At 51.0% G+C, this 26,768-nt stretch carries 22 protein-coding genes and 1 other RNA gene; 7 read left to right on the top strand and 16 right to left on the bottom strand.

Features of this window, described 5'->3' with window-relative positions; genetic code table 11:
• Nucleotides 1-80 precede the first annotated feature (80 nt).
• Nucleotides 81-1,655: a DKNYY domain-containing protein gene (locus tag IO95_RS07850; RefSeq protein WP_023489732.1), complete on the bottom strand. Its 1,575-nt coding sequence runs from the start codon at nt 1,653-1,655 to the stop codon at nt 81-83.
• Between the two features lie 167 nt (nt 1,656-1,822).
• Between IO95_RS07850 and IO95_RS07845 the strand changes: the two genes are divergently transcribed.
• Nucleotides 1,823-2,431, top strand: a complete 609-nt coding sequence (locus tag IO95_RS07845; RefSeq protein ID WP_023489733.1) for an HD family hydrolase — start codon at nt 1,823-1,825, stop codon at nt 2,429-2,431.
• Between the two features lie 73 nt (nt 2,432-2,504).
• On the opposite strand, the gene gcvP is transcribed toward IO95_RS07845, so the two are convergent.
• The 7 genes from gcvP to IO95_RS07810 form a co-directional block, all read right to left on the bottom strand.
• The gene (gcvP, locus tag IO95_RS07840) at nt 2,505-5,384 is read right to left on the bottom strand and encodes an aminomethyl-transferring glycine dehydrogenase (protein ID WP_023489734.1); all 2,880 of its coding nucleotides are present in this window, start codon (nt 5,382-5,384) and stop codon (nt 2,505-2,507) included.
• Between the two features lie 269 nt (nt 5,385-5,653).
• Nucleotides 5,654-6,040, bottom strand: coding sequence for a glycine cleavage system protein GcvH (gcvH, locus tag IO95_RS07835; protein WP_023489735.1), 387 nt, complete (start codon nt 6,038-6,040; stop codon nt 5,654-5,656).
• A 25-nt stretch (nt 6,041-6,065) separates the two neighbouring features.
• Nucleotides 6,066-7,163, bottom strand: coding sequence for a glycine cleavage system aminomethyltransferase GcvT (gene gcvT, locus IO95_RS07830; protein WP_023489736.1), 1,098 nt, complete (start codon nt 7,161-7,163; stop codon nt 6,066-6,068).
• Between the two features lie 425 nt (nt 7,164-7,588).
• Nucleotides 7,589-8,815: an FAD-dependent 2-octaprenylphenol hydroxylase gene (gene ubiI / locus IO95_RS07825; protein WP_023489737.1), complete on the bottom strand. Its 1,227-nt coding sequence runs from the start codon at nt 8,813-8,815 to the stop codon at nt 7,589-7,591.
• A 59-nt stretch (nt 8,816-8,874) separates the two neighbouring features.
• The gene (gene ubiH / locus IO95_RS07820; RefSeq protein ID WP_023489738.1) at nt 8,875-10,053 is read right to left on the bottom strand and encodes a 2-octaprenyl-6-methoxyphenyl hydroxylase; all 1,179 of its coding nucleotides are present in this window, start codon (nt 10,051-10,053) and stop codon (nt 8,875-8,877) included.
• Nucleotide 10,054: 1 nt separating this feature from the next.
• Nucleotides 10,055-11,368, bottom strand: coding sequence for a Xaa-Pro aminopeptidase (gene pepP, locus IO95_RS07815; RefSeq protein WP_023489739.1), 1,314 nt, complete (start codon nt 11,366-11,368; stop codon nt 10,055-10,057).
• A gap of 85 nt (nt 11,369-11,453) precedes the next feature.
• Complete coding sequence (locus IO95_RS07810) at nt 11,454-12,032, bottom strand: YecA family protein (RefSeq protein ID WP_023489740.1); 579 nt, start codon at nt 12,030-12,032, stop codon at nt 11,454-11,456.
• Nucleotides 12,033-12,265: 233 nt separating this feature from the next.
• Here IO95_RS07810 and zapA point away from each other — a divergent pair, with 233 nt between their 5' ends.
• The 3 genes from zapA to IO95_RS07795 all read left to right on the top strand — a co-directional run bounded on the left by zapA (nt 12,266) and on the right by IO95_RS07795 (nt 13,493).
• Nucleotides 12,266-12,595: a cell division protein ZapA gene (gene zapA, locus IO95_RS07800; RefSeq protein WP_023489741.1), complete on the top strand. Its 330-nt coding sequence runs from the start codon at nt 12,266-12,268 to the stop codon at nt 12,593-12,595.
• Nucleotides 12,596-12,651: 56 nt separating this feature from the next.
• Nucleotides 12,652-12,835: non-coding RNA, 6S RNA (gene ssrS / locus IO95_RS23970), on the top strand.
• Between the two features lie 34 nt (nt 12,836-12,869).
• A complete protein-coding gene (locus tag IO95_RS07795) occupies nt 12,870-13,493 on the top strand; it encodes a 5-formyltetrahydrofolate cyclo-ligase (RefSeq protein ID WP_023489742.1) in 624 nt (207 codons plus the stop codon).
• A gap of 79 nt (nt 13,494-13,572) precedes the next feature.
• Here the strand turns inward: IO95_RS07795 and serA are convergent, their stop codons facing one another.
• Nucleotides 13,573-14,811, bottom strand: coding sequence for a phosphoglycerate dehydrogenase (serA, locus tag IO95_RS07790; protein ID WP_023489743.1), 1,239 nt, complete (start codon nt 14,809-14,811; stop codon nt 13,573-13,575).
• 367 nt (nt 14,812-15,178) lie between these two features.
• The gene (gene rpiA / locus IO95_RS07785; RefSeq protein ID WP_023489744.1) at nt 15,179-15,835 is read right to left on the bottom strand and encodes a ribose-5-phosphate isomerase RpiA; all 657 of its coding nucleotides are present in this window, start codon (nt 15,833-15,835) and stop codon (nt 15,179-15,181) included.
• Between the two features lie 184 nt (nt 15,836-16,019).
• On the opposite strand from rpiA, the gene IO95_RS07780 reads away from it, so the two are divergent.
• On the top strand, nt 16,020-16,913 hold the full coding sequence (locus tag IO95_RS07780) for a LysR family transcriptional regulator ArgP (RefSeq protein WP_023489745.1): 894 nt from the start codon (nt 16,020-16,022) through the stop codon (nt 16,911-16,913).
• Nucleotides 16,914-16,986: 73 nt separating this feature from the next.
• Here the strand turns inward: IO95_RS07780 and argO are convergent, their stop codons facing one another.
• The 5 genes from argO to epd form a co-directional block, all read right to left on the bottom strand.
• Nucleotides 16,987-17,592, bottom strand: coding sequence for an arginine exporter ArgO (argO, locus tag IO95_RS07775; protein WP_023489746.1), 606 nt, complete (start codon nt 17,590-17,592; stop codon nt 16,987-16,989).
• A gap of 273 nt (nt 17,593-17,865) precedes the next feature.
• Nucleotides 17,866-18,681, bottom strand: a complete 816-nt coding sequence (gene mscS / locus IO95_RS07770; protein ID WP_023489747.1) for a small-conductance mechanosensitive channel MscS — start codon at nt 18,679-18,681, stop codon at nt 17,866-17,868.
• 573 nt (nt 18,682-19,254) lie between these two features.
• Nucleotides 19,255-20,334 carry a class II fructose-bisphosphate aldolase gene (gene fbaA / locus IO95_RS07765; protein WP_023489748.1) on the bottom strand — a complete coding sequence of 360 codons (1,080 nt, stop codon included), beginning with the start codon at nt 20,332-20,334 and terminating at the stop codon, nt 19,255-19,257.
• 163 nt (nt 20,335-20,497) lie between these two features.
• Nucleotides 20,498-21,661: a phosphoglycerate kinase gene (gene pgk, locus IO95_RS07760; RefSeq protein ID WP_023489749.1), complete on the bottom strand. Its 1,164-nt coding sequence runs from the start codon at nt 21,659-21,661 to the stop codon at nt 20,498-20,500.
• A gap of 94 nt (nt 21,662-21,755) precedes the next feature.
• Complete coding sequence (epd, locus tag IO95_RS07755; protein WP_023489750.1) at nt 21,756-22,772, bottom strand: erythrose-4-phosphate dehydrogenase; 1,017 nt, start codon at nt 22,770-22,772, stop codon at nt 21,756-21,758.
• Between the two features lie 461 nt (nt 22,773-23,233).
• Between epd and IO95_RS07750 the strand changes: the two genes are divergently transcribed.
• Nucleotides 23,234-23,521 carry a putative quinol monooxygenase gene (locus IO95_RS07750; protein ID WP_023489751.1) on the top strand — a complete coding sequence of 96 codons (288 nt, stop codon included), beginning with the start codon at nt 23,234-23,236 and terminating at the stop codon, nt 23,519-23,521.
• A gap of 97 nt (nt 23,522-23,618) precedes the next feature.
• On the opposite strand, the gene tkt is transcribed toward IO95_RS07750, so the two are convergent.
• Nucleotides 23,619-25,613: a transketolase gene (tkt, locus tag IO95_RS07745; RefSeq protein WP_023489752.1), complete on the bottom strand. Its 1,995-nt coding sequence runs from the start codon at nt 25,611-25,613 to the stop codon at nt 23,619-23,621.
• A 365-nt stretch (nt 25,614-25,978) separates the two neighbouring features.
• Between tkt and IO95_RS07740 the strand changes: the two genes are divergently transcribed.
• Nucleotides 25,979-26,731, top strand: coding sequence for a M48 family metallopeptidase (locus IO95_RS07740; RefSeq protein ID WP_023489753.1), 753 nt, complete (start codon nt 25,979-25,981; stop codon nt 26,729-26,731).
• Nucleotides 26,732-26,768 lie beyond the last annotated feature (37 nt).

Genomic DNA, 26,768 nt, shown 5'->3' with positions numbered 1-26,768 from the left:
GCTTATTACGCGCCAATCAGCGGGTTATATAGTGGCATTGATTCAAGTGGCAATCAGGCGACGGGTAGGGCTGTTTATGACTAATCCTCATAGTCCCTTCGGCGGCTAAAATAAAAACGTCCATTTTTATCCTGAGCTTGGTTCCAGGCAGTTATCGCGAAACTGTCAACATCCACATCTTCGAGTTCAGTGTGTTGACACCAAATACGCTCACCAATGCGACAATAGATACTTCCCCGATATATTTCAACATCGTTATGGGTAACGTCGGCGCCTTTAAGTTTTCCATCTGAATACCAGATATTGCTTTTGTCGCGCCAAAACGACGACATCCCTCGTAGCAGCACTTCCAACGTCAGAGGGTCAGCCTCTGGAATAAGTTGTTCGCCTAGATAAACCCATTGCCCATCTGTCACTAATTTATGTTCTGACTCAACAAACGTAAAAAACCTTAATGTTTTTGGGTTAAGATTTTCAAGTAAGTGATTACCTAGCCAAACATGCTCCTCATCACAATAATACTCATCACCATAATACCCACTCTCAAGTTTCTTGAAGCTTTTTACATCTGCCCCTGGCAGCGGTTTACCGAAACAAAAAACTTGTGTCTCCGTCAGTATGAAATTATCGATAGTCCTGACGATATCATCCGGGTGCAACCTTTCAACCACCCGTATCCCGCGATTTCCGTAACGGCCATAAACCGCATTTTTATCTGCATATTTACATGCAGTCAGTTGGCGGAAAGAATCAGCATCAATGGTCAGCGAACGCAAAAAGAAAGGACCAGGCGTTTCATCTTGGGCAATAAACCACAGCGTGTTATCTATACGCAGCAAAAAGTCATCATCGCAACCGATCTCCCAGACTTGCATCCTTTCTGGGCTGATATTGTCCGCTATTTTATGTTGATGCAACCCGACAAGGTCAGAATCAATCCATACACCTTGACCGTCCGTATAGATTTTATGGAAGTAGTTATTACATATTCGTTTAAAGGTCAGCGGATTGGCACCCGGAATGCGATTGCCATAGAAATCGACAACTTCGCTACCATAGGAATGGTACTCCGTTTTTTTAATGTGTATTGGCTTTTCAGGGGAGGCATTCAGCAAGTAGTGGTTGTAACGGCGTTTCAACTGATTAAACAGCTTGGCATCCATCCATTGGGAACCGCTCTCTTCCTGCTCATCCCCTAGACTAGAGAGCCAATCATTAGCCCAGTCGGGGAAAGTGAGTTGTTCACATTCAGCTATCCAGCGGGTTTCGCTGCGAGACAGAAACAGCGTTCCACAACAGTTTTCACCGTGCTGCACTTGTGCTTGCGCTTTGGCGGTCATAAAGGGCGCGGTGCTACGCAATAGAGCCAGCATCTCAATCATCGTCTGGCGCATCTCCTCGTAGCACAGCCACAATGCGCAGCGCAGCACCCCCTGTTGTTTGTCATGCAACAACAGGCAACGCTGCAGATCCTGTTCGGCAATAAAAAAGGGCATTAATGCCTCTAACACTGACTGCTCACCCTCTTGTTCCTGCAGGTCGAAACCCGACCATTCAGGCCATTGCGTAGCGGGTGGCGGTGTCGATTTTAACCAGCGATCAAATGCCGCTCTGGAAAGAGGAATTTCTGCAAAAAGATACTGCGGTTCAGCCATAACGATATATCCCTAATTCAAAAGTGGCATGGCAAGTGTATGATTACAAAAGTAAGGTAACCAAAAAAAAACGTCAAGGGGCGGAGTTAATAGCCTAAACGTGATAATCTGCCACGTAGAAGCAACCTATTTCTGACCACCGCACCATCCACCTCGAGGTCCGTACCATGTCATCTGCTGTGCCAGTATTAAATTTTGGTTCCATGACACAAGTTATTCAGTTCCTGATGGAAATCGATAAACTAAAAAGCGTTCAGCGCCGTACCAAGGTGCTGGGTACGCAGCGCCAGGAAAACTCCGCTGAACATAGCTGGCACTTTGCGGTTGCGGCATTCAGCCTGGCACCTTATGCCAGTAAAGAGGTGGATATTCAGCGCGTGATCCAGATGGCGTTGCTGCATGATATTGTTGAAATCGATGCGGGGGATGTCTTCGTCTATGACCTGAGTGCCCGGGCGGAAATCCATGATCAAGAGGTCGCAGCAGCGAAACGACTCTTCGGCCTGCTACCTGAACCCCAGCGTGAACAGTTCACTGCTTTATGGCAAGAATATGAAGAGGGCAGCAGCGCCGATGCACGTTTTGCGTTCATGCTGGATCGCGCAATGCCCATGCTGATGAACCTGCATAATCAAGGCCAGAGCTGGATAGAAAATAACGTCAGTCTCAATCAGGTGTTAGAGCGTAATGGCGTGATTGGCGATATTCACCCTGAGCTATGGCAACACTTACTGCACCATCTGCAGGAGGCTCAGCGCAAAGGTTGGTTGAAATAGCCATAACGGAAGAGGGCCGAGGCCCCCTTCCCTGCGATAATGTCAGGCCCGAGTCTCCGGGCCACAAATCATCCTACAGATATTCTTCCATCGGCACACAAGAACAGAACAGATTACGATCCCCATAAACATCATCCAGGCGCTTGACGCTTGGCCAATATTTGTTCTCACGCACCCCAGCAACCGGGAACACCGCCAGTTCACGGCTATAAGCATGCTGCCAGTCGCTGACCAGTTCAGCTTGAATATGCGGGGCATTAACCAAAGGATTATCATCCAGTGGCCATTCACCACGATGTACGCGATCAATTTCGTGACGAATAGCCAGCATGGCATCAATAAAACGGTCCAGCTCCACTTTACTTTCCGATTCGGTCGGTTCCACCATCAACGTGCCTGCCACCGGGAATGACATGGTAGGGGCATGGAACCCATAATCAATCAGACGCTTGGCAATATCCATCTCACTGATGCCGGTTTCCTCTTTTAACGGGCGAATATCCAGAATGCATTCGTGGGCTACGCGGCCATCACGACCGGTATACAGCACCGGGTATGCCCCTTTCAAACGGGTGGCAATATAGTTGGCATTGAGGATCGCCACCTGGCTAGCCTGCTTGAGCCCTTCTGCTCCCATCATGCGGATATACATCCAACTGATCGGCAGAATGGAAGCACTGCCAAACGGCGCCGCAGAAACCGCGCTCTGCTGAGTGGTCACGCCATCAATCTGTACCACACTGTGCCCTGGCACAAAGGGGGCCAAGTGTGCTTTCACGCCAATCGGCCCCATACCTGGGCCACCACCGCCATGGGGAATGCTGAAGGTTTTATGCAAGTTAAGGTGAGAAACATCGGCACCGATATAGCCCGGCGTGGTGATCCCCACCTGCGCATTCATATTGGCGCCATCCAGATACACCTGGCCGCCGAACTGATGCACTATCTGGCACACTTCGCGGATGGTCTCTTCATAAACACCATGGGTGGAGGGATAGGTGACCATAATGCAGGAAAGGGCTTCACCTGCCTGTTCTGCTTTCAACCGCAGATCATGCAAGTCGATATTCCCGTTCTTGTCGCAAGCGACCACCACCACACTCATGCCCGCCATCTGGGCTGACGCCGGGTTGGTACCATGGGCTGAACTGGGGATCAAACAGATATTACGGTCGTTTTCATTACGGCTTTCATGATAACGGCGGATGGCCAGCAAGCCCGCATACTCCCCCTGGGCCCCAGAATTAGGCTGCATGCATACCGCATCATAACCGGTTAACTGAACCAGCCATTGAGAAAGCTGGCCAATCATCAGTTGATAGCCAGCGGCCTGCTCCGGCGGGCAGAATGGGTGCAGGTCTGAAAACTCTGGCCAGGTGATGGGGATCATCTCTGCGGCAGCGTTCAACTTCATGGTGCAGGAGCCCAGCGGAATCATCGCCTGATTCAGCGCCAAATCTTTGTTTTCCAAGCGATGCATATAACGCATCATCTCGGTTTCGCTGTGATAGCGATTGAATACCGGATGGGTGAGGATCGGATCTTTACGCAGCAATGCCGCCGGGATCGACTGGCTCTCTTGGCTGACCTGCGCATCTAGCGCATCAATATCCAGGCCGTGATTATCACCTATCAATACGGCAAACAACGCCTGAATATCTTCACGGCAAGTGGCCTCATCCAACGAGATCCCCAGCGCACCATGAATATCAGTACGCAGATTAATACCAAAGCTCAGCGCACGCGCCAATACTGCTGACTTGTCTTTCACTTCCACGGTCAGGGTATCGAACCAGGTATTGTGACGCAGAGATAAACCCGCTTGTTGCAGCCCTGCTGCCAGAATATCCGTCAGGCGATGAATGCGCAAAGCGATACGCCGCAAGCCTTGTGGCCCATGGTACACCGCATACAGGCTAGCAATGTTGGCCAGCAACACCTGTGAGGTACAGATATTGGAATTAGCCTTTTCACGGCGGATATGTTGCTCGCGGGTTTGCATCGCCATACGTAACGCAGTATTACCTGCCGCATCGCGAGAAACGCCAATGATACGCCCGGGCATTGAACGTTTGAACTCGTCACGGCAAGCAAAGAACGCCGCATGGGGGCCACCATAGCCCATCGGGACACCAAAGCGTTGTGAGGAGCCAAAGACCACATCGGCCCCCTGTTTGCCCGGAGCCACCAGCAATACCAGCGCCATAATGTCTGCCGCCATGCTGGTAATAATCTTACGTTGTTTTAATTCTGCCAGTAACGCACTGTAGTCATGCAGTTCACCGGTGGTGCCCATCTGTTGCAACAGCACACCAAACACACCTTGCAACTCCAGCACTTTCGCCGGCTTGTCGACAATGATCTCGAAACCAAAGGTTTTCGCACGGGTACGAACCACATCGAGCGTTTGCGGGTGAACGTCATCAGCAACAAAGAAACGGTTAGCCTCTTTCAATTTGCTGGCACGTTTGGCCAATGCCATCGCTTCAGCGGCTGCTGTCGCCTCATCAAGCAAGGAAGCAGAGGCCAGATCCAACCCGGTCAGATCAAGGGTCAAGGTCTGGAAATTGAGCAATGCCTCAAGACGGCCTTGTGACACTTCCGGTTGATACGGGGTATAAGCGGTGTACCAGCCTGGGTTTTCCAGCATATTGCGCTGGATCACCGGTGGCATCAGCACTGCGCTGTAACCCATACCGATATAGGATTTGTAGCACTGATTCAGTGAGGCAATGGCTTTTAGTTCCGCCAACGCCTGATGTTCAGTAGCCGCCTCGCCCACTGGCGGTGGCCCGGGCAGTTGGATGTCCACCGGGACAATCTGTTGGATCAACGCGTTGAGCGAACCTGCCCCCACCGCTGCCAGCATCTGCTGTTGTTGCTCGGCAGAAGAGCCGATATGGCGCTCAATAAACGCTTCGCTGTGTTCAAGTTGGCTGAGTGTCTGAGTCATTGCTACGAATTCCTGGATACTTGCAGGGTATGGGATATCGCCCGAACTGCACAACGCTGACTATCACGTCATAGGTTCTATTACGTCATAGGTTCTATCACATCATAGGCAAGCACGTTACCTACTCAGTAGATTACCCGTTGTCATCAGGCGGTAAACGGGCTGCACAGTGGCTAACATCACTCTCGGCAACCCGTACAGTCAAGACGGGGACTCTACTCACGTTCATTCAAGCCGCTGTAGCTCGAATGAACGTGAGTAGCGACTGATTATTCGTCAATGGAAGCCAAATACGCATCAGCATCCAGCAACATGTCTAGCTCAGCCTCATCAGAAGCCTTGATGCGGAACAACCAACCATCAGCATAGGGTTCGCTGTTAACCAGATCAGGTGAACTTTCCAGCTCATTATTGACGGCAATAATTTCACCGCTGATGGGAGCATAGATATCAGACGCGGCCTTGACCGATTCCGCAACAGCGCACTCATCACCCGCGGAAACCGCAGTGCCGATTTCCGGCAGATCAACAAATACCATATCGCCCAGCAGTTCTTGAGCGTGTTCAGTAATCCCCACCAGGTATTCGCCATTACCTTCGTCACGCACCCACTCATGAGATGCGGCATATTTCAGCTCTGTTGGCACATTACTCATTGGCCTACTTCTCCTTTAATAAGAACTAATTGATCAATGATTTACCAGCGCGTACAAAACCCGGTTTCGTTATCACGACGGGCATTTCACGGTTACGAATCTGCACGATAGCCTGTTCGCCAATACCGGCAGGCACACGCGCCAATGCAATACTGAAGCCCAAGGTTGGTGAAAAGGATCCACTGGTGATCACCCCAACCTGCGGCTGCCCCTGCGCATCGGTAAAATGCACCGGTAACTCATTACGTAATACACCTTTTTCGGTCATGATCAAACCGACCAGTTGTTCAGTGCCGTTTTCTCGCTGCTGCTCCAACGCCTCGCGACCAATAAACTGGCGATCCTGCGGTTCCCAGGCAATCGTCCACCCCATATTAGCCGCCAGCGGTGAAACACCTTCGTCCATTTCCTGACCGTAGAGATTCATGCCCGCTTCCAGGCGCAATGTATCACGAGCCCCCAACCCAGCCGGCTTCACCCCTGCGGCTAGCAATTTCAGCCAGAAATCAACCACTTGTTCTTTAGGTAGGGCAATTTCATAGCCCGCTTCACCGGTATAACCGGTGGTGGCAATAAATAAATCCCCCACCTGCACACCGAAAAAGGGCTTCATACCCGCCACCGCCTGTTGTTGTTCTGGCGTAAACAGGGTGGCCGCACGTTGTTTAGCCTGTGGGCCCTGTACCGCAATCAGCGCCAGATCATCACGCACCGTCAGCTCAACCTGGTAGGCGGCGGCATGTTGTTCAATCCAGGCCAGATCCTTCTCGCGGGTGGCGGAGTTCACCACCAGGCGGAAGTACTCTTCAGTAAAGAAATAGACAATCAGGTCATCAATCACCCCACCGGAAGCAGTCAACATACCGCTATACAAGGCTTTGCCTGATTGGGTGAGTTTGGCGACATCATTCGCTAATAGGTAACGCAGAAACTCGCGGGTACGGGCACCATGAAGATCGACAATGGTCATATGGGAAACGTCAAACATACCAGCATCTTGGCGCACGGTATGGTGTTCATCAATCTGGGAGCCATAATGCAGCGGCATCATCCAGCCATGAAAATCGACCATGCGCGCACCACAAGCCACATGTTGGTCATACAGGGGGGTTTGCTTTGCCATTTCTTCCTCTTTCCGCTCCAGTAGCCGCAGTCCGGCTGTTGCTACGCAAATAAGATGGGGGCTGATTGTGTGCTGCTTAACACTCACCCGCGCCGAATAGTCAACGACGCAAACGATGCCTTTGCTGTGACGTTATCACCGAACTCGCCGATTAACCATAAGTTAAAATAGACTTATCAGCAGTCAATGGCAGGTACTAGCATGCAGTTTTTTTCACTGGGAAAACACGACTTAATCTACAAAACAAACAATTAAAGCAGCAAAATGGCAAAGTTATATAACAAACTTCGTCAAATCTGGAGAATGAGCATTTTTACCCGCCAACAGTAACATTAGAAAAAGTAATGATGAAATCGGCTTGAAATTAGAATTTCTCAAATGAAGGGAGAGTATCAGGGCGAGTCGATTCGCCCCTGGGAGTTGAATTAATGACCGGGCTCTGCCAACCACTCCGGCAAATCATTAAGCCCCATCGCCTGACGAATCAGCTTGGGTTTCACACCGGGCAGGCTATCTGCCAATCTTAAACCTACATCACGCAGCAATTTCTTCGCTGGATTGTTGCCCGCAAACAATTCACGAAAACCCTGCATACTGGCCAGCATCATCGCGGCACCCTGCTTACGGCGGCGCTCATAACGGCGCAGATAGAGATGCTGACCGATATCTTTACCTTGACGATGCAGACGCTTAAGTTCAGAGATCAGTTCTGCCGCATCCATAAAGCCCAGATTCACCCCCTGACCCGCCAGAGGATGTACGGTATGAGCCGCATCCCCCATCAACGCCAGACGATGACTGGCAAAGCTGCGGGCATAACGCCCAGTAAGAGGGAAGGTCAAGCGTTCACTCTGTAACTGACAATGGCCTAAGCGCATATCAAAAGCCATCGCCAATTCACGGTTAAAGGCTTGCGGTTCTAACTGCTTCAGCCGCTCTGCCTCTTCCGGTGCCACTGACCAGACAATCGAACTCAAATGCGCATCGTTAAATGGCAAGAATGCCAGAATACCGTCACCATGAAATACCTGACGCGCGGTAGCCAAATGGGGCTGTTCGGTAGCGATGGTGGCGACCAACGCACTGTGGCGATAATCCCAAAAGGTCAATGGAATATCAGCATGTTGACGCAGCCAAGAATGGGCACCATCTGCCCCGACCAGCAAACGAGCACTCAACATGCGGCCATCTTCCAGGGTGACAAAAGCCTCGTTCTCGCCCCAGGCCACCTGTTTCAATACCGCCGGTGCCAGCAGCGTTACATCCGCCAAGGTTTGAGCCCGATTCCACAACGCCTGCTGGATCACATCATTTTCAATAATATGCCCCAAATGGTTGAAGCCATATTCATCGCCGCGGAAAGCGATTTTGCCGAAACTGTCACGTTCCCAGACTTCCATGGCGTTATAGGCACTAGCGCGCCGGTTGATGATCTCGTCCCAGGCACCAAGCCGTTGCAACAAGCGTTCACTGGCAGCATTGATGGCAGAAACCCGTAGCGCCGGACGTTCTGACAACGGTGCGTGTTGTAGTGAGTGTTGTGGTGATTGCTGTTCCAGCACCGCCACGCGCAAACCGCTGCCCTGCAAACCACAGGCCAGCGCCAAACCCACCATACCGCCACCAACAATAATCACATCAAATGATTGCATGCTGCCTCAATTCCTTCATCTAACTTAAGCCCTTGCCCGTAACACAGAAAAGGGGAAATTTAACGCGCCACCCAGCCCAACGTGCGTTTGGCAAAAGCATGGCGTGCTGCAGGTAACTGTTCCATCACCATCAACCCCAGATTACGCCCAGCAACCAGTGGAGCATAGTTGTTGGCAAATAACCGCACTAATCCATCAGTAACACCAATAGTGGCCTGCTGATCACCCTGCCGCCGTTGCTGATAACGGCTTAATAATGGGTAAGCCCCAACGTCCTCTCCGGTTTGCGCCGCTTCTGCCAAGGTTTCTGCCAACGACATCACGTCACGTAGCCCCAGATTAAACCCTTGCCCAGCAATAGGATGCAACGTCTGGGCAGCATTACCCACCAATGCCAAACGGTGGCTCACGTGCTGGTTAGCCTTCAGCAGGCGAAGAGGATAGCTATGGCGCTTACCCGCCTGCAACATTTTGCCCAAGCGCCAACCAAATGCTTGTTGTAATTCACTGAGAAACTGTTCCTCGCTCCAGCTATCCACCTGCTGGCGGGTTTCTCGTGCGTGGCACCAAACCAATGAACAACGCCCGTGAGACATGGGCAATAACGCCAGCGGGCCATGACGGGTAAAGCGTTCAAACGCTCGACCTTGTGGATGTTCGGAAGTGGTGATATTGGCAATCGTGGCGAACTGCGGGTAATCCTGTTGTTGCCATTGCATATGACAGGCTTGGGCCAATGGGGAAGCCGAACCATCCGCCGCCACCAGCAATTGCCCCTTCAGGTGTTGCCCATTGTCTAACTCAACCTCGGCGTACTCAGCAGTACGCCGCACATCAACCACTTTGGCCGGGCAATGCACCGTAACACCGGGCGCTTTGGCCAGTAACGCAAACAGCCGCTGCCCGGCATCAAACAGTTCGATAACCTGCCCGAGGGCATCCAGTTGGTAGTCTCGAGCGTTCAGATTAACAAAACCGGCATGTCCACGGTCACTCACATGCACATGGGTGATGGCGGTGGCACAATCACTTAACGCCTGCCAAAGACCAATCCGCGCCAATTGTTGGCAAGTTCCCTGCGCCAGAGCGATAGCCCGGGCATCAAACCCAGGGTGGCCACCCTCATCCGGCTGATTTGCCTCAACCAGAGAGACCGCCAGTTTACCCTGCGTCAGGGAGGAAATCGCCAGTGCCAACGTGGCACCCGCCATACCACCACCCACAATGATGACACTCATATCAACGCGCCGCCGCCATCAGGGCTTCAATCGCATCAACCTCTTTCACCACGCTGGCGGTGAGGTTCTCATTACCTGTTTTGGTGATCAGAATGTCATCTTCAATACGAATACCAATACCGCGATATTGCGCTGGTACATCCGCATCAGGCGCGATATATAAACCGGGTTCAACCGTCAGCACCATGCCAGGTTCCAGCACACGATCACGGTTTGGTGAACCATAATGCCCCACATCATGCACATCCAGCCCTAACCAGTGGCTCAGGCCATGCATATAAAATGGGCGGTGTGCCTGCTCAGTAATCAGCTGTTCAACGTCGCCCTGAAGTATCCCCAGCTCAACCAGCCCAGCTATCATGATACGTACCACCTCATCATTCACTTCGCGGATGCTGATGCCCGGTTTAAACAGCGCCAGGGCCTTATTAATCGAGGCCAGTACGATGTCATAAAGCTCGCGCTGAGGTTGGCTGAATTTACCATTTACCGGAAAAGTACGGGTGATATCGCCGGCATAACCCCGGTACTCACAACCTGCATCAACCAACACCAAATCACCATCACGCATTTCGCTCTCATTTTCGGTGTAATGCAGGATACAAGCGTTGTCACCGCTACCGACGATGGTGTTATAAGCAGGGGAACGTGCGCCATGGCGGATAAACTCATGCAGGATCTCCCCTTCCAACTGATATTCGAACAGACCAGGGCGGCATTTTTGCATGGCACGCGTATGGGCCAGGGCACTAATTTCACCGGCACGGCGCATCACCGCTAACTCTTCCGCTGATTTGAACAGGCGCATTTCATGCAACCATGGGCGATAGTCCGTTAAGGTGTCCGGTGCCGTCAGATTCTGGCGGAAACCTTTTCTCAGTTTCTCCAACGCCGCAAACAGAATCTCATCAGCAAAAGCATATTGCCCCGGGGCGTGGTACACCACGTCCAGACCATTAAGCAGCAGATGCAATTGCTCGTTGATCTCGCTGAACGCCAATGCGCGATCAATCCCCAATCGGGCTGGGGCGGCGTCTTGCCCCAAGCGGCGACCGAACCAGATCTCTGCGGTCAAATCACGTACCCGGTTAAACAGCACACTGTGATTATGGGTTTCATCACTTTTCACCAGGATCAGGACCGCTTCAGGTTCGTTAAAACCAGTCAAATACCAGAAATCACTGTTTTGGCGATACGGATACTCAGAATCTGCATTACGCGCCACTTCCGGAGCGGCAAAAATCACTGCCGCACTGGCTGGAGCCATTTTCGCCAACAATGCCTGACGGCGGTTATGGAATTCTTGTTGGGTCATCATCTTCTCCTGAAATCGGTTAATCCTGTTCCTGTCTTAGATCAGGCTGAGTATTCTCTATATATGCGAACACTCTCGCAGGTGTTTAATGCAAAGTTGGCTTGCGATTTTCCGCCGCATTCGGCTGCTGGCGAGTAAATTCAGTATGGCAAAGTAGCGCGACAACTCGCACATACTCCATCACTTCTTCCAGTGACTGTTCCAACGCTTCTTGATCTTCATCTTCGTCATAACCCAGTTGCGCAATATTACGCAGATCGTCTATCGCTTCACCCACTTCATCTTTCACTTGTGCCAACTTCGGCTGCATCATGCCCAGCCCCAGCAAAAAGTGGTTTACCCAGCCCGCCAGTGCATCAGCACGTTCAAATACGCTGACGGTTTCCCCCTCAGGCATCATCAATTGGAACATGAACTCATCATCTTCCAGCGCTTCTTTGGTGGCGTCATGCAGTTGTTGCAATGGCTGGCTCAGCACCTGCGGGAAAGCCTCCCCATCGTTGGTCAGATCAAACACCAGCGTCCGCCAACTGGCATCCTGGTTGCCACCGCACAGCAGGCCGCTGATCAAGCCGTGCATTTCTGCAGCGGTTAAGGCCACCGCTTGCTGGTTGAGCACGACGGTCAAAGATTGATAACTTGGAACTGTATTCTGTATAGACATGCGTATTGGTCATCGTTGGCAAGATAAGTTCGTGTTATGCTACCACCAAGCCCCATTGGTACACCAGTTGAGCGCAACATCTCAGTTCAGTCAGTGGCTATCATCTGTGACTGAAAAAGTGTTGTATCTTGGTACCGTGGTATATATAGTGGCGCCCGTTTTGATAGCGCGGCAATCGTTGGCCAGTGTTTGCGCGAAAAATTGTTGGCGCGAAATTTAGGCAGGAAGGTGGCATGTCTGCACAACCGGTAGATATACAAATTTTTGGCCGCTCGTTAAGAGTCAATTGTCCGCCAGAACAACAAGATGCGTTGAATATGGCCGCAGAGGATCTTAATCAACGGTTGCAAGATCTGAAAGTTCGCACTAGAGTCACAAATACAGAACAACTCGTATTTATCGCAGCATTGAATGTTTGTCACGAACTTACACAAGAACGCTTGAAAACTCGTGATTATGCGAACAATATGGAACAAAGAATTCGTATGCTGCAACAGACCATTGAACAGGCACTGCTTGAGCAAGGTCGCATCACTGAACATCAGGGTGCGCAGTTCGAATAAATAAAGTTGAATAAATATCATTGTGGAAGTTGAAGGCTTCGGCAATGAGTTAACAGATTTCTCTGAGATGTTTGCCAGCGGGCCAGTCCCCTGAGCCGATATTTAGTACCAATAGAATGTATTGCTCTGTGATCGGTGTGCATACTCGGTTCGTCCGAGGAGCCTGAAGGTTGCGACGGTGCGTTCACCTTGAACCATGGGTTCAAGGGTTACAGCCTGCGGCGGCATCTCGGAGATCCTTCACCTTCATCATATTTTTTGCCGGTCTGGTACTATGGCACTCCAAGCACAATTTACTCAGCAACCGCAAGTTACCCAGCAACGGCAAGCCATTCGCCATGAAATCCGCCAACGGCGGCGCACGCTATCCCCCCAACAGCAACAAAGTGATGCCAAGCTACTGGTGACTCGAGTCACCGAACATCCGCGTATTCAAGCCGCGCAACATCTTGCTCTGTATCTCTCGTTTGATGGGGAGTTGGATACCGGCCCGCTGATTAAGCAGTTATGGCAACTGGGCAAGCAGGTTTATCTGCCGGTATTGCATCCATTCAGCCCTGGCAATCTGCTGTTCCTGCATTACACCGAGCAAACCGTGCTGGTTGAAAACCGCTTCCATATTCTGGAACCGGTGCTGGATGTACGTAATGTGTTGCCATTATCACAGTTAGCCGTGGTTTTAACGCCACTGGTGGCCTTTGACTCACAAGGGGGGCGTTTGGGGATGGGGGGCGGATTTTACGATCGGACCCTGCAGCATTGGCAACGTGGTGGCCCTTACCCTATCGGGCTGGCACATGATTGCCAGCAGGTTAGCGCCTTACCCGTGGAATCATGGGATATTGCGTTACCGGAGATTATTACCCCCGCCAAGTGCTGGGCATGGCACACTGGATAACAAAAAGCCGGATCACTCCGGCCTTCTTATTTACGCTGATAACCTATTACAACTAATCCTTGGTTATAACTAATTCCAACTACAACAACAGACGGGCGCGAATCGTGCCTTCAATCGCTTTCATCCGCTGCAAGGCCACCGCCGCATCCTCAGTGGTGGCTTCAATATCGATCACCACATAACCGATCTCTGCGCTGGTTTGTAGATACTGAGCGGCAATGTTTACCCCTTCTTCAGCGAAGATTTGGTTAATTTGCGTCAGGATCCCTGGGCGATTTTCATGGATATGCAGCAAACGGCTGGAACTTGGAGCATGAGAAGGTAGCGAAACCTCCGGGAAATTGACCGCTGACAAGGTAGAACCGTTATCAGAGTATTTCGCCAACTTGCCCGCCACTTCATCACCGATATTCTCTTGCGCTTCCTGGGTTGAACCACCGATATGTGGCGTCAACAGCACATTGTCAAATTGGCACAATGGTGATTCAAAAGGATCGCTATTGGTGGCTGGCTCCTCCGGGAACACGTCAATCGCCGCGCCCGCCAGATGATTGCTAGACAAAGCCTGACATAGCGCCGGAATATCTACCACCGTCCCTCGTGAGGCATTAATCAGAATCGCCCCTGGCTTCATCAATGCCAACTCTTGTTCACCGATCATATTCTTGGTGGACGGTGTTTCTGGCACATGCAGTGTCACCACATCGCTCATATTTAACAAATCGGACAGGTGACGGACTTGATGAGCATTACCTAATGGCAGCTTGTTTTCGATGTCGTAAAAGAACACGTGCATCCCCAGCCCTTCGGCCAGTATGCCGAGCTGAGTGCCGATATGACCATAACCGATGATACCCAGTTTCTTGCCACGTGCTTCATAGGAGCCGACAGCCAGTTTTTGCCACTGACCACGGTGGGCCTTGGCGTTGGCGCTGGGGATACCACGCAACATCAGCAACAGTTCCCCCAGTACCATTTCGGCCACGGATCGCGTATTGGAGAACGGGGCGTTAAATACCGGAATGCCACGCTTGGTGGCCGCTTTTAAATCAACCTGATTGGTACCAATACAGAAACAACCCACAGCCACCAGTTTTTCTGCGGCAGCAAACACCTCTTCCGACAACTCAGTGCGCGAACGAAGACCGATAAAGTGCGCATCACGGATCGATGCCTTAAGCGATTCAGTGTCTAACGCACCTTTGTGGTATTCAATATTGGTATATCCAGCGGCACGCAGGTTATCTACGGTGCTTTGATGAACCCCTTCAACCAACAAGAACTTAATCTTGTCTTTCTCCAATGATACTTTTGCCATTTACCCGACCCTATGTTCAGACCTCAGAAGTGGCTGTTGTGGAACACTATCCATCGCCATTCAGACTGGCTGTCTCCAGCTTGAAACCAACAGCACGCCTACCAACATAACAAAAATTACACGTCGGGCAAGACCAAACGATTGCCTGCTGCCCTACACAAGGTACAGTCATCGCTTTCGTTTCTGGTGGAAAATGCCATCAGGAAGTCATTAGACAGAAGCCCGACAATGCTTCTTATTAGAATGTGATATATATCACCAAAAAAACTGAATTTAAGAAAATATCATTTAATAGCAAAATGATGCAGCCTGAATGGCTGACAGGTATCAGCAGGCGCAGTAAACCAACTGCGCCGCCGAGAGTCTCTTACTTGACGACCTTCACACCATCCGCGGTTCCCACCAACGCAATATCTGCGCCACGGTTGGCAAACAGCCCCACGGTCACTACACCGGCGATGCCATTGATCTTGTTTTCCAAGGCAACCGCATCAAGAATATTCAAATTGTATACATCAAGGATCACGTTGCCATTATCGGTCACTACGTGCTGACGATATTCAGGCAGCCCCCCCAGCTTGACCAATTCACGCGCTACATAAGAACGCGCCATGGGGATCACTTCCACAGGTAACGGGAATTTCCCCAGAACATCCACCTGTTTGCTGGCATCGACAATGCAGATAAATTGGCGAGCCATGGCAGCAATGACCTTCTCACGGGTCAGCGCGGCGCCCCCACCTTTGATCATTTGCATATGACGGTTGATCTCATCCGCACCATCAACATAGATATCCAACGAATCCACTTCGTTACTATCATAAACAGTGATCCCCAGGCTCTTGAGTTTGGCTGTGGAATCATCTGAACTGGATACCGCCCCTTCGATTTGATGTTTGATGGTTCCAAGAGCATCAATAAAGTGCGCTGCGGTAGAACCCGTGCCGACACCCACAATAGTGCCTGGTTTCACGTACTCCAATGCAGCCCAACCTACCGCTTTTTTGAGTTCATCCTGAGTCATAATCTGTTCATTGCCTATGTACGAAAACGAATACGTATTATAAGGTAAATCTTCATCTACATCTTAGGCTAAAAGAGACTTATTTAAGCTACCGCACATTTGTCGATGCATAAGTTGGTTCTGGTTGCCAACAACAAGCGTATTGATCGTTTTCACTCAATTTATTTTAAGGGATATTTCTCCGATGAAACGCCCAGACTATAGGACATTACAAGCGCTGGACGCGGTGATCCGTGAACGCGGCTTTGAGCGTGCGGCACAAAAACTGTGTATCACCCAATCGGCAGTATCCCAACGCATCAAACAGTTGGAAAACCTGTTCGGTCAACCTTTGTTGGTGCGTACTGTGCCGCCTCGCCCTACTGAGCAGGGCCAGAAGTTACTGGCTTTGCTACACCAGGTGGAATTGCTGGAAGAAGAGTGGCTGGGTAATGATAACGGTATTGATACACCGTTACTGCTATCGCTGGCGGTTAACGCCGACAGCCTGGCAACCTGGTTGTTACCGGCATTAAAACCGGTGCTGGCTGATTCCCCTATCCGCCTCAACCTGCAGGTTGAAGATGAAACTCGAACCCAGGAGCGCCTGCGGCGCGGAGAGGTGGTTGGTGCGGTCAGTATCCAGCCACAACCGCTGCCAAGCTGCCTGGTGGACAGACTGGGTGCCCTTGACTACCTGTTTGTCGCATCAAAACCGTTTGCCGAGCGCTACTTTCCTCAAGGTGTTACCCGCACTGCGCTATTAAAAGCCCCTGCGGTGGCCTTCGACCATCTCGACGATATGCATCAAGCATTTCTCCAGCAAAATTTTGACCTTTCACCGGGTAGTGTTCCTTGCCATATTGTTAACTCGTCAGAGGCCTTTGTGCAGTTGGCACGGCAAGGCACCACTTGCTGTATGATCCCGCATCTGCAAATAGAGCGAGAGCTGGCGGATGGGGAATTAATCGATCTGACACCGGGCCTGTTCCAACGCCGGATGCTGTTCTGGCACCGGTTTGCTCCAGAGAGCCGTATGATGCGTAAGGTCACCGATGCCATCCTATCCCACGGGCATAAGGTATTAAGGCAAGATTAAGCCGTATCGCTATACTCGTTGTCATGCTAACCAGGGTTCCCTGCCGTTCGATTGACGACGGGTATCGATAGCTTTAATGCCAAGCCAGTTGCAGAGCAATCCCCCACATCACCACCCCCACCAACAGGTTGATAACACGCTGTGCCATTTGAGTCTGCAACCAGGGGGCCAACCACGCAGCTAGCAGGGCTAAAGCAAAGAACCAGAGAATGGAAGCGCTGGCCGCCCCCAAGGCAAACCATAAACGCATCTCCTCCATCAGTTGCCCCCCCAAACTACCGAGGACCACAAAGGTATCGAGGTAAACATGGGGGTTCAACCAGGTGACTGCCAGCATCGTGACCACAATACGCCAGCGGCTCTGTTGCATCTCTAGCGCAGCGACCTGTTCAAGGTGCTGGCTGAAAGCCGCGCGAAAAGCGCCCCAACCATACCACAACAGGAATGCCACCCCACCCCAGGTCACCAGGGTTAATAGCATTGGCGAGCGGCTTAGCAACGCGCTACCACCGAAAATACCCGCACAGATCAAGGCGATGTCACTCAATGCACATAACGAGGCAATCATCAGATGATACTGGCGGCGGATCCCCTGATTCATCACAAAGACATTTTGTGGACCCAGTGGCAAGATCATCGCCGCACTCAGCATAAGTCCCTGCAAATAAGTGGTTAACATAGATTCCTGATGGAGATAAAAAATAGCGTCTGTGTGGTTCAATACGCTCATCATACGAAGAGAAAATCATTAGGAGAAATAGATAATTCTAATCAGCCATCAATATTGTTAATACTCGCTATTTGACCAAGTAACGCAGCAAACGAATCAGTCCCCAGCCTTGCTCATCAGTGACGGGAGCGAATAAACGCCCCCTAATGACGCTCAGTATCAACAACAGCATTTCTAGCTATTGTTCACCTACTTGGCTCACCTGCTGTAACTGCCCCCCATTTAAGGCATGGTTACACCAATATGGTGAGCATCTAGCTGACGTTTAAAGTTTTCTATCAAATCATGGTAGACATCCCAATACTCAGCGCTACTGGTCCAACTACGGGTAACAAAATTGAGTGCCGCTGGGGCTATTTCATTCAAGCGCACGGTGACGCCTTTATCATGCATAATACGTTTATCGGCAGCGATCACCTCCCCCAGCACTTGTTTCACCAGGTCGATATTAGCGTGATAAGCCACACTCACCATAATATCCACGCGGCGCTCTTGCTCGCGGGAAAAGTTGATAATATTGCCAGCAATGATTTTACCGTTCGGTATCACAATCATTTTATTGTCGCCAGTACGCAACGTGGTGGAAAAAATATGTACCTCATCTACCGTACCAGCGACCCCACCAAGATCAACAAACTCACCTGCACGCATTGGGCGGAAAGCCACCAGCAACACACCTGCGGCAAAGTTGGAAAGGGAGCCTTGCAATGCCAAACCCACAGCCAGACCCGCGGCGCCTAACACCGCAATCACCGAGGTCGTCTGCACCCCCACCCGCCCCAACACCGCAATCAGGGTAAATGCCAAAATAGCATAACGCGCCATCGTCGCCAGAAAACCCGCCACGGTATCATCAATACCACGCAGTTTCATCACACGCCTCAAGGCATTACTGACGATACGCGCAACCAGCCAACCAATAATAAGAATGATGATTGCCGCGACAATATTCACCACATATTGCAACAGTAAATCCTGATGGGTCACGACCCAGTTACTGGCCTTATTAATATCTTCTATTACATTAAAATCTTTCATTTTGAGGTCCCACTACTAAGCCCCTGAGGGGTAAAATGCACAAAATAGACTAATGAAGTAACAACGGTATGAAAACGACCGCCTAAGGGTAACCAACCTTTTACTACAATGCCATCTGTACTGGAAAACGCTCTGGCAGGTAGGGTATATCCCTGTCACCAATCAAACTGCAGCGGTGTTGGCTGCGGTTATTCGCCTCATCCCTAAGGCCGCTGCAAGCAGCGTTAAAATCCGTTAGAAATCACTTCCCTGTGATTTCCCCTTCGGGTTGCCGCAAAGTGGTATTCAAATCGATTCCTGACCGATTTGTCCAAGCGGATTTGTCCCTCACCTGAATCACTTACCCTAGTAAGCTCATCGGGATTAATGAACCTCATCCATGAGCTTCGCCCTGCGGACCAGCGCAAGTGCTGTTCAAAACGCACAGCGGTTTGTCCTGCAACTTGATTGAACTTGGGTATATATCAATTAATGTCGGGGCGGGATTACTGAATTAAAAATGGGATTACTGAATTAAAAAATAGAAAGGCTCCCAATGGGAGCCTTTCGTTATCAATGCCTATGGCCTAGATATTACAGCACGTCGATAGCATTCAACTCTTTGAACGCCAATTCCAGACGGGTAATCATCGTGGTCTGGCCTGCACGCACCCATACACGCGGATCATAGTATTTCTTGTTTGGCTTGTCGGCACCTTCTGGGTTACCCAGTTGGCCTTGCAAATAAGCTTCGTTCTTTTTGTAGTAATTCAGTACACCTTCCCAAGTTGCCCACTGGGTATCGGTATCGATGTTCATTTTCACTACACCGTAGCTGACGGCTTCTTTGATTTCAGCCGCAGTAGAACCTGAACCACCATGGAACACAAAGTTCAACGTATTGTGCGGCAGGTTATGTTTCTTGGAAACATACTCTTGGGAATCACGCAGAATAGTCGGGGTCAGTTTTACGTTACCTGGCTTGTAAACACCGTGTACGTTGCCAAAAGAGGCTGCAATGGTGAAACGTGGGCTGATAGCGTTCAGTTTCTCGTAAGCGTAATCAACATCTTTAGGTTGAGTGTACAGGGCAGAAGCATCCATATGGCTGTTATCCACACCATCTTCTTCACCACCGGTGCAACCCAGTTCGATTTCCAGCGTCATACCGATCTTCGCCATACGCGCCAGGTACTTGCTGCAAATTTCAATGTTTTCTTCCAGTGACTCTTCAGACAGGTCAATCATATGAGAAGAGAACAGAGGTTTACCGGTCGCGGCAAAGTGCTTCTCACCGGCATCCAGCAATGCATCCAACCATGGCAGCAATTTCTTGGCACAGTGGTCAGTGTGCAGGATCACTGGCACACCATAATGCTCCGCCATCTGATGCACATGATGAGCGCCAGAAATTGCACCCAGAATAGCAGCACCTTGTGGGACATCGGTTTTAACGCCTTTACCAGCGATAAACGCAGCACCACCGTTAGAGAACTGAACAATCACTGGAGCGCGCACTTTGGCGGCTGTTTCCAGCACGGCATTGATGGAGTCAGTCCCCACACAGTTTACTGCAGGCAGTGCAAAATGGTGCTCTTTGGCAATAGCAAAGACTTTCTGAACGTCATCACCTGAGATGACACCCGGTTTTACGAAATCAAAAATTTTAGACATGTGGTTTCGCCCTATTTCGTTGGCCGTGTACCCGTCACGCTCTCAAGTGACAACATGAAAGCGGGCAAGTAGCGATGGATGAAATTCCCCGCATCGCAACTGTTATCGCAATTGTGGGGAATAAAACAAGCGGGAGGCCAATCTCCCCCCGCTAATGCCTGAATTACTTCTTGGCGCGCTCTTCCAGCATGACTACTGCTGGCAGTTGTTTGCCTTCCACAAACTCGAGGAAAGCACCGCCACCGGTAGAAATATAGGAGATTTTGTCAGCAATACCGAACAAATCGATCGCAGCCAGTGTGTCGCCACCACCAGCAATAGAGAAAGCGTCGCTATCGGCGATAGCCTGTGCAACAATTTCGGTCCCTTTACGGAAGTTAGGGAACTCGAATACGCCCACCGGGCCATTCCACAGAATGGTTTTGGCATCTTTTAAGATCGTGGCCAGACGCTGTGCAGACACATCCCCCAGATCCAGAATTTGCTCGTCGTCTTTGATATCACTGGTTGACTTCAGAGTCGCGGCAGCGGTTTCAGAAAACTCAGTGGCTACGCGCACATCGGTAGGAACAGGAATATCACAGGTCTCCAGCAGCTTTTTCGCTTCAGGGATCAAATCAGCTTCATACAGGGATTTACCCACATTGTGCCCTTGAGCGGCCACAAAGGTGTTGGCAATACCACCACCGACGATCAGTTGATCAGCGATTCTGGACAGGGAATCCAGCACCGTCAGTTTGGTAGACACTTTAGAACCACCGACAATCGCCACCATTGGGCGTGCTGGGTTGCCCAGTGCTTTGCCCAGTGCTTCCAGTTCTGCCGACAACAGCGGGCCAGCACAAGCAATAGGAGCAAACTTACCCACGCCATGGGTAGACGCCTGCGCACGGTGTGCGGTACCAAAGGCGTCCATCACATACACGTCGCACAGCGCTGCATATTTCTTGGACAGGGCTTCATCGTCTTTCTTCTCGCCTTTATTGAAGCGGACGTTTTCCAGAACCACCAGTTCCCCAGGAGCCACTTCCACACCATCCAGATAATCCTTCGCCAGACGTACTGGTGATGTCATATGCTCTTTCAGGTAGTTGACCACTGGCAGCAGAGAGTACTCTTCATTGTACTCACCTTCGGTAGGACGCCCCAGGTGGGAAGTGACCATCACGCGCGCGCCTTGCTTGAGTGCTGCTTCGATAGTCGGCAGGGAGGCACGGATACGTGCATCGGACGTCACTTTACCGTCTTTCACTGGTACGTTGAGATCAGAACGGATCAAAACACGTTTACCGGCCAGATCCAGATCGGTCATCTTAATTACAGACATGGTGAACCCTCTTGGTTGATTCTCTTCAAAGTTGCCTGAGTGGTGCACCAACACAACGCTGGTGCCACCTTAGACTTGTTAAAACAAGCCCTTACTAGAAACCGCTTGCGGCCATTGCCAGTGTGGTATCCAACATCCGGTTGGCAAAGCCCCATTCATTATCACACCAGACCAGGGTTTTGATCAGGTGCTGCCCACTAACCCGAGTTTGCGTACCATCAACGATGGCACTGTGCGGATCATGGTTAAAATCGATGGAAACCAGTGGTACTTCTGTGTAGTCAACTATACCACGAAATGAACCCTGTGCCGCCTTTTGAAACAGCTGGTTGACCTCGCTCACCTGTACCGGAGAACTAACGCTGACACTGAGATCAATGGCGGTCACATTAATCGTGGGTACCCGCACCGAAATCGCTTCAAAACGATCGCAAAACTGCGGAAAAATACGCGTAATACCAGCAGCCAACTTGGTATCCACCGGAATAATCGATTGGCTCGCCGCACGGGTACGCCGTAAATCCGAGTGATAGGCATCTATCACCGGTTGATCGTTCATTGAGGAGTGGATGGTGGTGACAGTCCCGGATTCAATGTGGTAAGCATCATCCAGCAGTTTGATCACCGGAATAATGCAATTGGTGGTACAGGAGGCATTGGACACAATCCGGTGCTCTTTACGTAGTGTCTGGTGGTTAACCCCAAACACAATAGTGGCATCCAGATCATTGCTGCCCGGGTGAGCAAACAGTACCTTCTTGGCCCCTGCCTGCAAATGAGCTTCACCATCCGCCTTGCTGCCGTATACCCCAGTGCAATCGAGCACCACATCAACCCCCAGTTCCCTCCACGGCAACTGTTGCAATGCCGGTTGATGCAGTAGGCGAATGTTATCATCCCCGACGCTCAGCACATCAAGCTCCTGGCGTACATCCCAGGCAAAACGGCCGTGGCTGGAGTCATACTTCAGCAGGTGCGCCATCCCCTCAGCCTGAGCCAATTCATTGATGGCGACGACAGAAATGTCAGCGCGTCGTCCTGATTCATACAGCGCGCGCAAAACGCTGCGTCCAATACGCCCAAAACCGTTGATTGCTATGCGGATGGTCATGCTACTCCTTGGGAACGCGTCTTTACGCCAGTGATCGTCATTTATACTCGCCATTCTGCAAATTGCAGACAACCCCAGCAACCTGAATGATGACGACTATAGCGTACTTTAGCGCGCCGCTTACTGTGAACCACTCTATTCGTTATTCCTCAAACTTGTGCGGTCTATCGCAACCCTTCACACTGACCTGACGTTTCCACTCGCAACCCTACCAACTGAAACGCTTCAGCTGAGGATAAACCAAAGCTTTACCAAAAGGAACAGGTGCAATAAGCCACCTGACAAGTTCGGCTGATTTTACCCAAATAAAATGATCTAGCGCACATTTTCACACCCGGTTTGACATAGACTCTAAGCCTGTGTTTATTCAGATACCTACCACCTGAATAACCACGGTTCGATGATTTTTCTACTAACAACCCAGAACTGGATATGACTGAGTAATAGGACTAGGAGCCCAAATGAGTGAAGTTAAAGTCGTTGCCCTGATTACTGCCACCCCTGAACACCGTACCGCCGTAGAGCAAGCGCTGCGTGCTATGGTGGCACCAAGCCGTGCTGAAGCGGGTTGCCTGCAGTATGACTTACATCAGGAAGTGGACCACCCCGACGCTTATGTATTTATTGAACGCTGGGCCTCAGCACAAGCCCTGCAGGAACATACCGAAACCAACCACTTCCGTGCTTTTCTGGCTGAACTGGAAGGGAAACTGGTTAGTCTGGAAGTGAAAAAAGTGACGCCGTTGTAAGAAGCGGGTCGTCATTCAAATCGCCGGGAGAATTGCCCTACTCCCACAAAGAATCAGGGGCGAAAATTCGCCCCTGATAGCACAACTCAAAACCGGATTACTTCAACAACGCTTTCGCCTTGGCGACCACGTTATCCACGGTGAAACCGAACTCTTTAAACAGTTGGTCTGCCGGAGCTGACTCACCGAAGCTGGTCATACCCACAATGGCACCGTTCAGGCCAACATACTTGTACCAGTAATCGGCAATGCCCGCTTCCACCGCCACACGGGCAGTTACGGCGGCAGGCAGTACAGACTCACGGTAAGCAGCATCTTGCTTATCGAAGGCATCGGTAGATGGCAAAGAGACGACCCGTACTTTATGCCCTTCGGCACTCAGTTTGTCTGCCGCTTCCACGGTGATGCCCACTTCAGAACCGGTAGCAATCAGGATCACGTCCGGAGTACCAGCACACTGTTTCAGCACATAACCACCACGGTAAACATTAGCCAACTGCTCAGCACTACGTGGCTGCTGGGTCAGGTTCTGGCGCGAGAATACCAAGGTGGTTGGGCCGTCATTGCGCTCGATACCATATTGCCAGGCGATAGCGGATTCCACCTGATCACAAGGGCGCCAGGTGCTCATGTTTGGCGTGGTGCGCAGGCTAGCCAGTTGCTCAACCGGCTGGTGGGTTGGGCCATCTTCACCCAGGCCGATGGAGTCATGGGTGTAGACAAACAGGTTGCGCAGCTTCATTAATGCCGCCATACGCACCGCGTTACGGGCATATTCCACAAACATCAGGAACGTTGCTGAATACGGCAGGAAACCACCGTGCAGCGCAATACCGTTAGTGATGGCGGTCATACCGAATTCACGCACACCGTAGTGGATGTAGTTACCCGCCAGATCATCACTCAGTGATTTAGAGCCAGACCACATGGTCAGGTTGCTCGGTGCCAGGTCAGCAGAGCCACCGAGGAATTCTGGCAGGATTTTGCCAAAGGCTTCCAATGAGTTCTGTGAGGCTTTGCGGCTGGCAATATTGGCCGGGTTAGCCTGCAACTGCTCAACAAACTTCTGCGCTTCGACTTTCCAGTTAGCAGGCAACTCACCATTCACACGGCGTTGGAACTCCGCTGCCAATTCTGGGAAGGCTTGGCGGTAGGCTGCCAGCTTTTGATCCCAGGCATTCTCTCTGGCTTTACCAGCTTCTTTGGCATCCCACTGCGCGTAAATCTCTTGCGGGATTTCAAACGCCGGATATTTCCAACCCAGTGCTTCACGGGTAGCAGCCACTTCCGCCGCACCCAATGGAGCGCCGTGCGAATCGTGGGTACCCGCCTTACTTGGCGAACCGAAGCCGATCACGGTTTTACACATCAGCAGTGAAGGCTTGTCAGTCACTTTACGTGCTTCTTCAATTGCCGTTTTGATAGATTCGCTGTTATGACCATCTACGCCGCGCACCACGTGCCAGCCGTAGGCTTCAAAGCGCTTGGCAGTATCATCGGTAAACCAACCCTCTACGTGGCCATCAATGGAGATGCCGTTATCGTCGTAGAACGCGGTGAGTTTACCCAATTTCATGGTGCCCGCCAGGGAACAGGCTTCGTGTGAGATGCCTTCCATCATGCAGCCGTCACCCATAAAGACATAGGTGTGATGGTTGACAATGTCATGCCCTGGGCGGTTGAACTGCGCCGCCAGCGTGCGTTCAGCAATGGCAAAGCCCACGGCATTAGCGATCCCCTGCCCCAAAGGCCCGGTGGTAGTTTCTACCCCTGGGGTATAGCCGTACTCTGGGTGGCCGGGAGTTTTGGAGTGCAGTTGGCGGAAGTTTTCCAGTTCGCTCATCGGCAAATCATAACCGGTGAGGTGCAACAGGCTGTAAATCAGCATGGAGCCATGACCATTGGATAGGACAAAACGGTCACGATCAGCCCAATGTGGGTTAGTCGGGTTGTGGTTGAGGTAATCACGCCACAGAACTTCAGCGATATCTGCCATCCCCATCGGGGCACCCGGATGGCCGGAATTGGCTTTTTGGACAGCGTCCATACTGAGTGCGCGGATAGCGTTGGCAAGTTCTTTACGAGAGGACATGTTTTACTCCAAGTCGGATTTAAAAAGCAGTCAGTTTTTCTATTTTCTCAGACTCTGCATCAAAACGGCAATCTCTAATGGTAAATGCGAGTGAGATCACAACTTATGGGCACATTAGTACCGTGTTTCGCTGTAAGCCGTGTTTCGCTGTAACACTATACCTATTGTTGCTCAAATTGCAGCACTCTTGGCGGGGAACTCACCTTGATTATTTGACTGGCACCCGAACAAAGGGATATAACGCGCAGGGTACTTACAATTGATAGGGTATCTCCGCTCCCCTGGCCTCATCTAGGTTACGTAAAGTTGCAGATCAGCGCCACAGGCATGGATAGCCCCTTTTACCATCACAGGAAGATAGTTTTATGAAGATACGTATTTCTTTAATCGCATTGAGTATTACTGCGCTATTAAGCGGTTGCCAAAACCTGAATACCAATACCTTGATGCAATCCGGCGCTCAAGCCTTCCAGGCCGCGACACTGAGCGACAACGACGTGATAGCACTGAGTGATAAATCTTGTGCCGAGATGGACAGTAAAGCGCAAATCGCCCCGGCAAACAGCGACTATGCCAAGCGCTTGAACAAAATCGCCGCTGCATTAGGGGATAACATCAACGGCACGCCAGCTAACTACAAAGTTTACATGACCAACGACGTGAATGCCTGGGCCATGGCCAATGGCTGTATCCGCGTTTACAGCGGTCTGATGGATATGATGACCGACAACGAAGTGGAAGGCGTACTGGGGCATGAAATGGGCCACGTCGCGCTGGGTCATACTCGCAAGAAGCTACAGGTCGCTTACGGAACTGTCGCCCTGCGCACTGCGGCCTCTTCAGCAGGCGGAGTAGTGGGTTCCCTCTCCCAGTCACAGTTGGCTGACTTGGGCGAAAAACTGGTTAATGCACAGTTTTCACAAAAACAGGAAAGCGAAGCAGATGATTACTCATTTGATTTGCTGAAAAAACGCGGAATTGACCCGAATGGTCTTGTCACCAGTTTCGAAAAACTGGCCAAAATGGAAGGCGGGCGCAAGAGCAGTATGTTTGATGACCACCCGGCTTCCGAAGCCCGCGCACAACATATTCGTGACCGTATCGCCGCCGGTAAATAACTGTTTTATAGCTAAAAAAGTTCAAGTTGCCAGACAA

The sequence above is a fragment of the Serratia sp. DD3 genome, from assembly GCF_000496755.2.
This window is presented reverse-complemented; position numbering and strand designations above follow the sequence as displayed.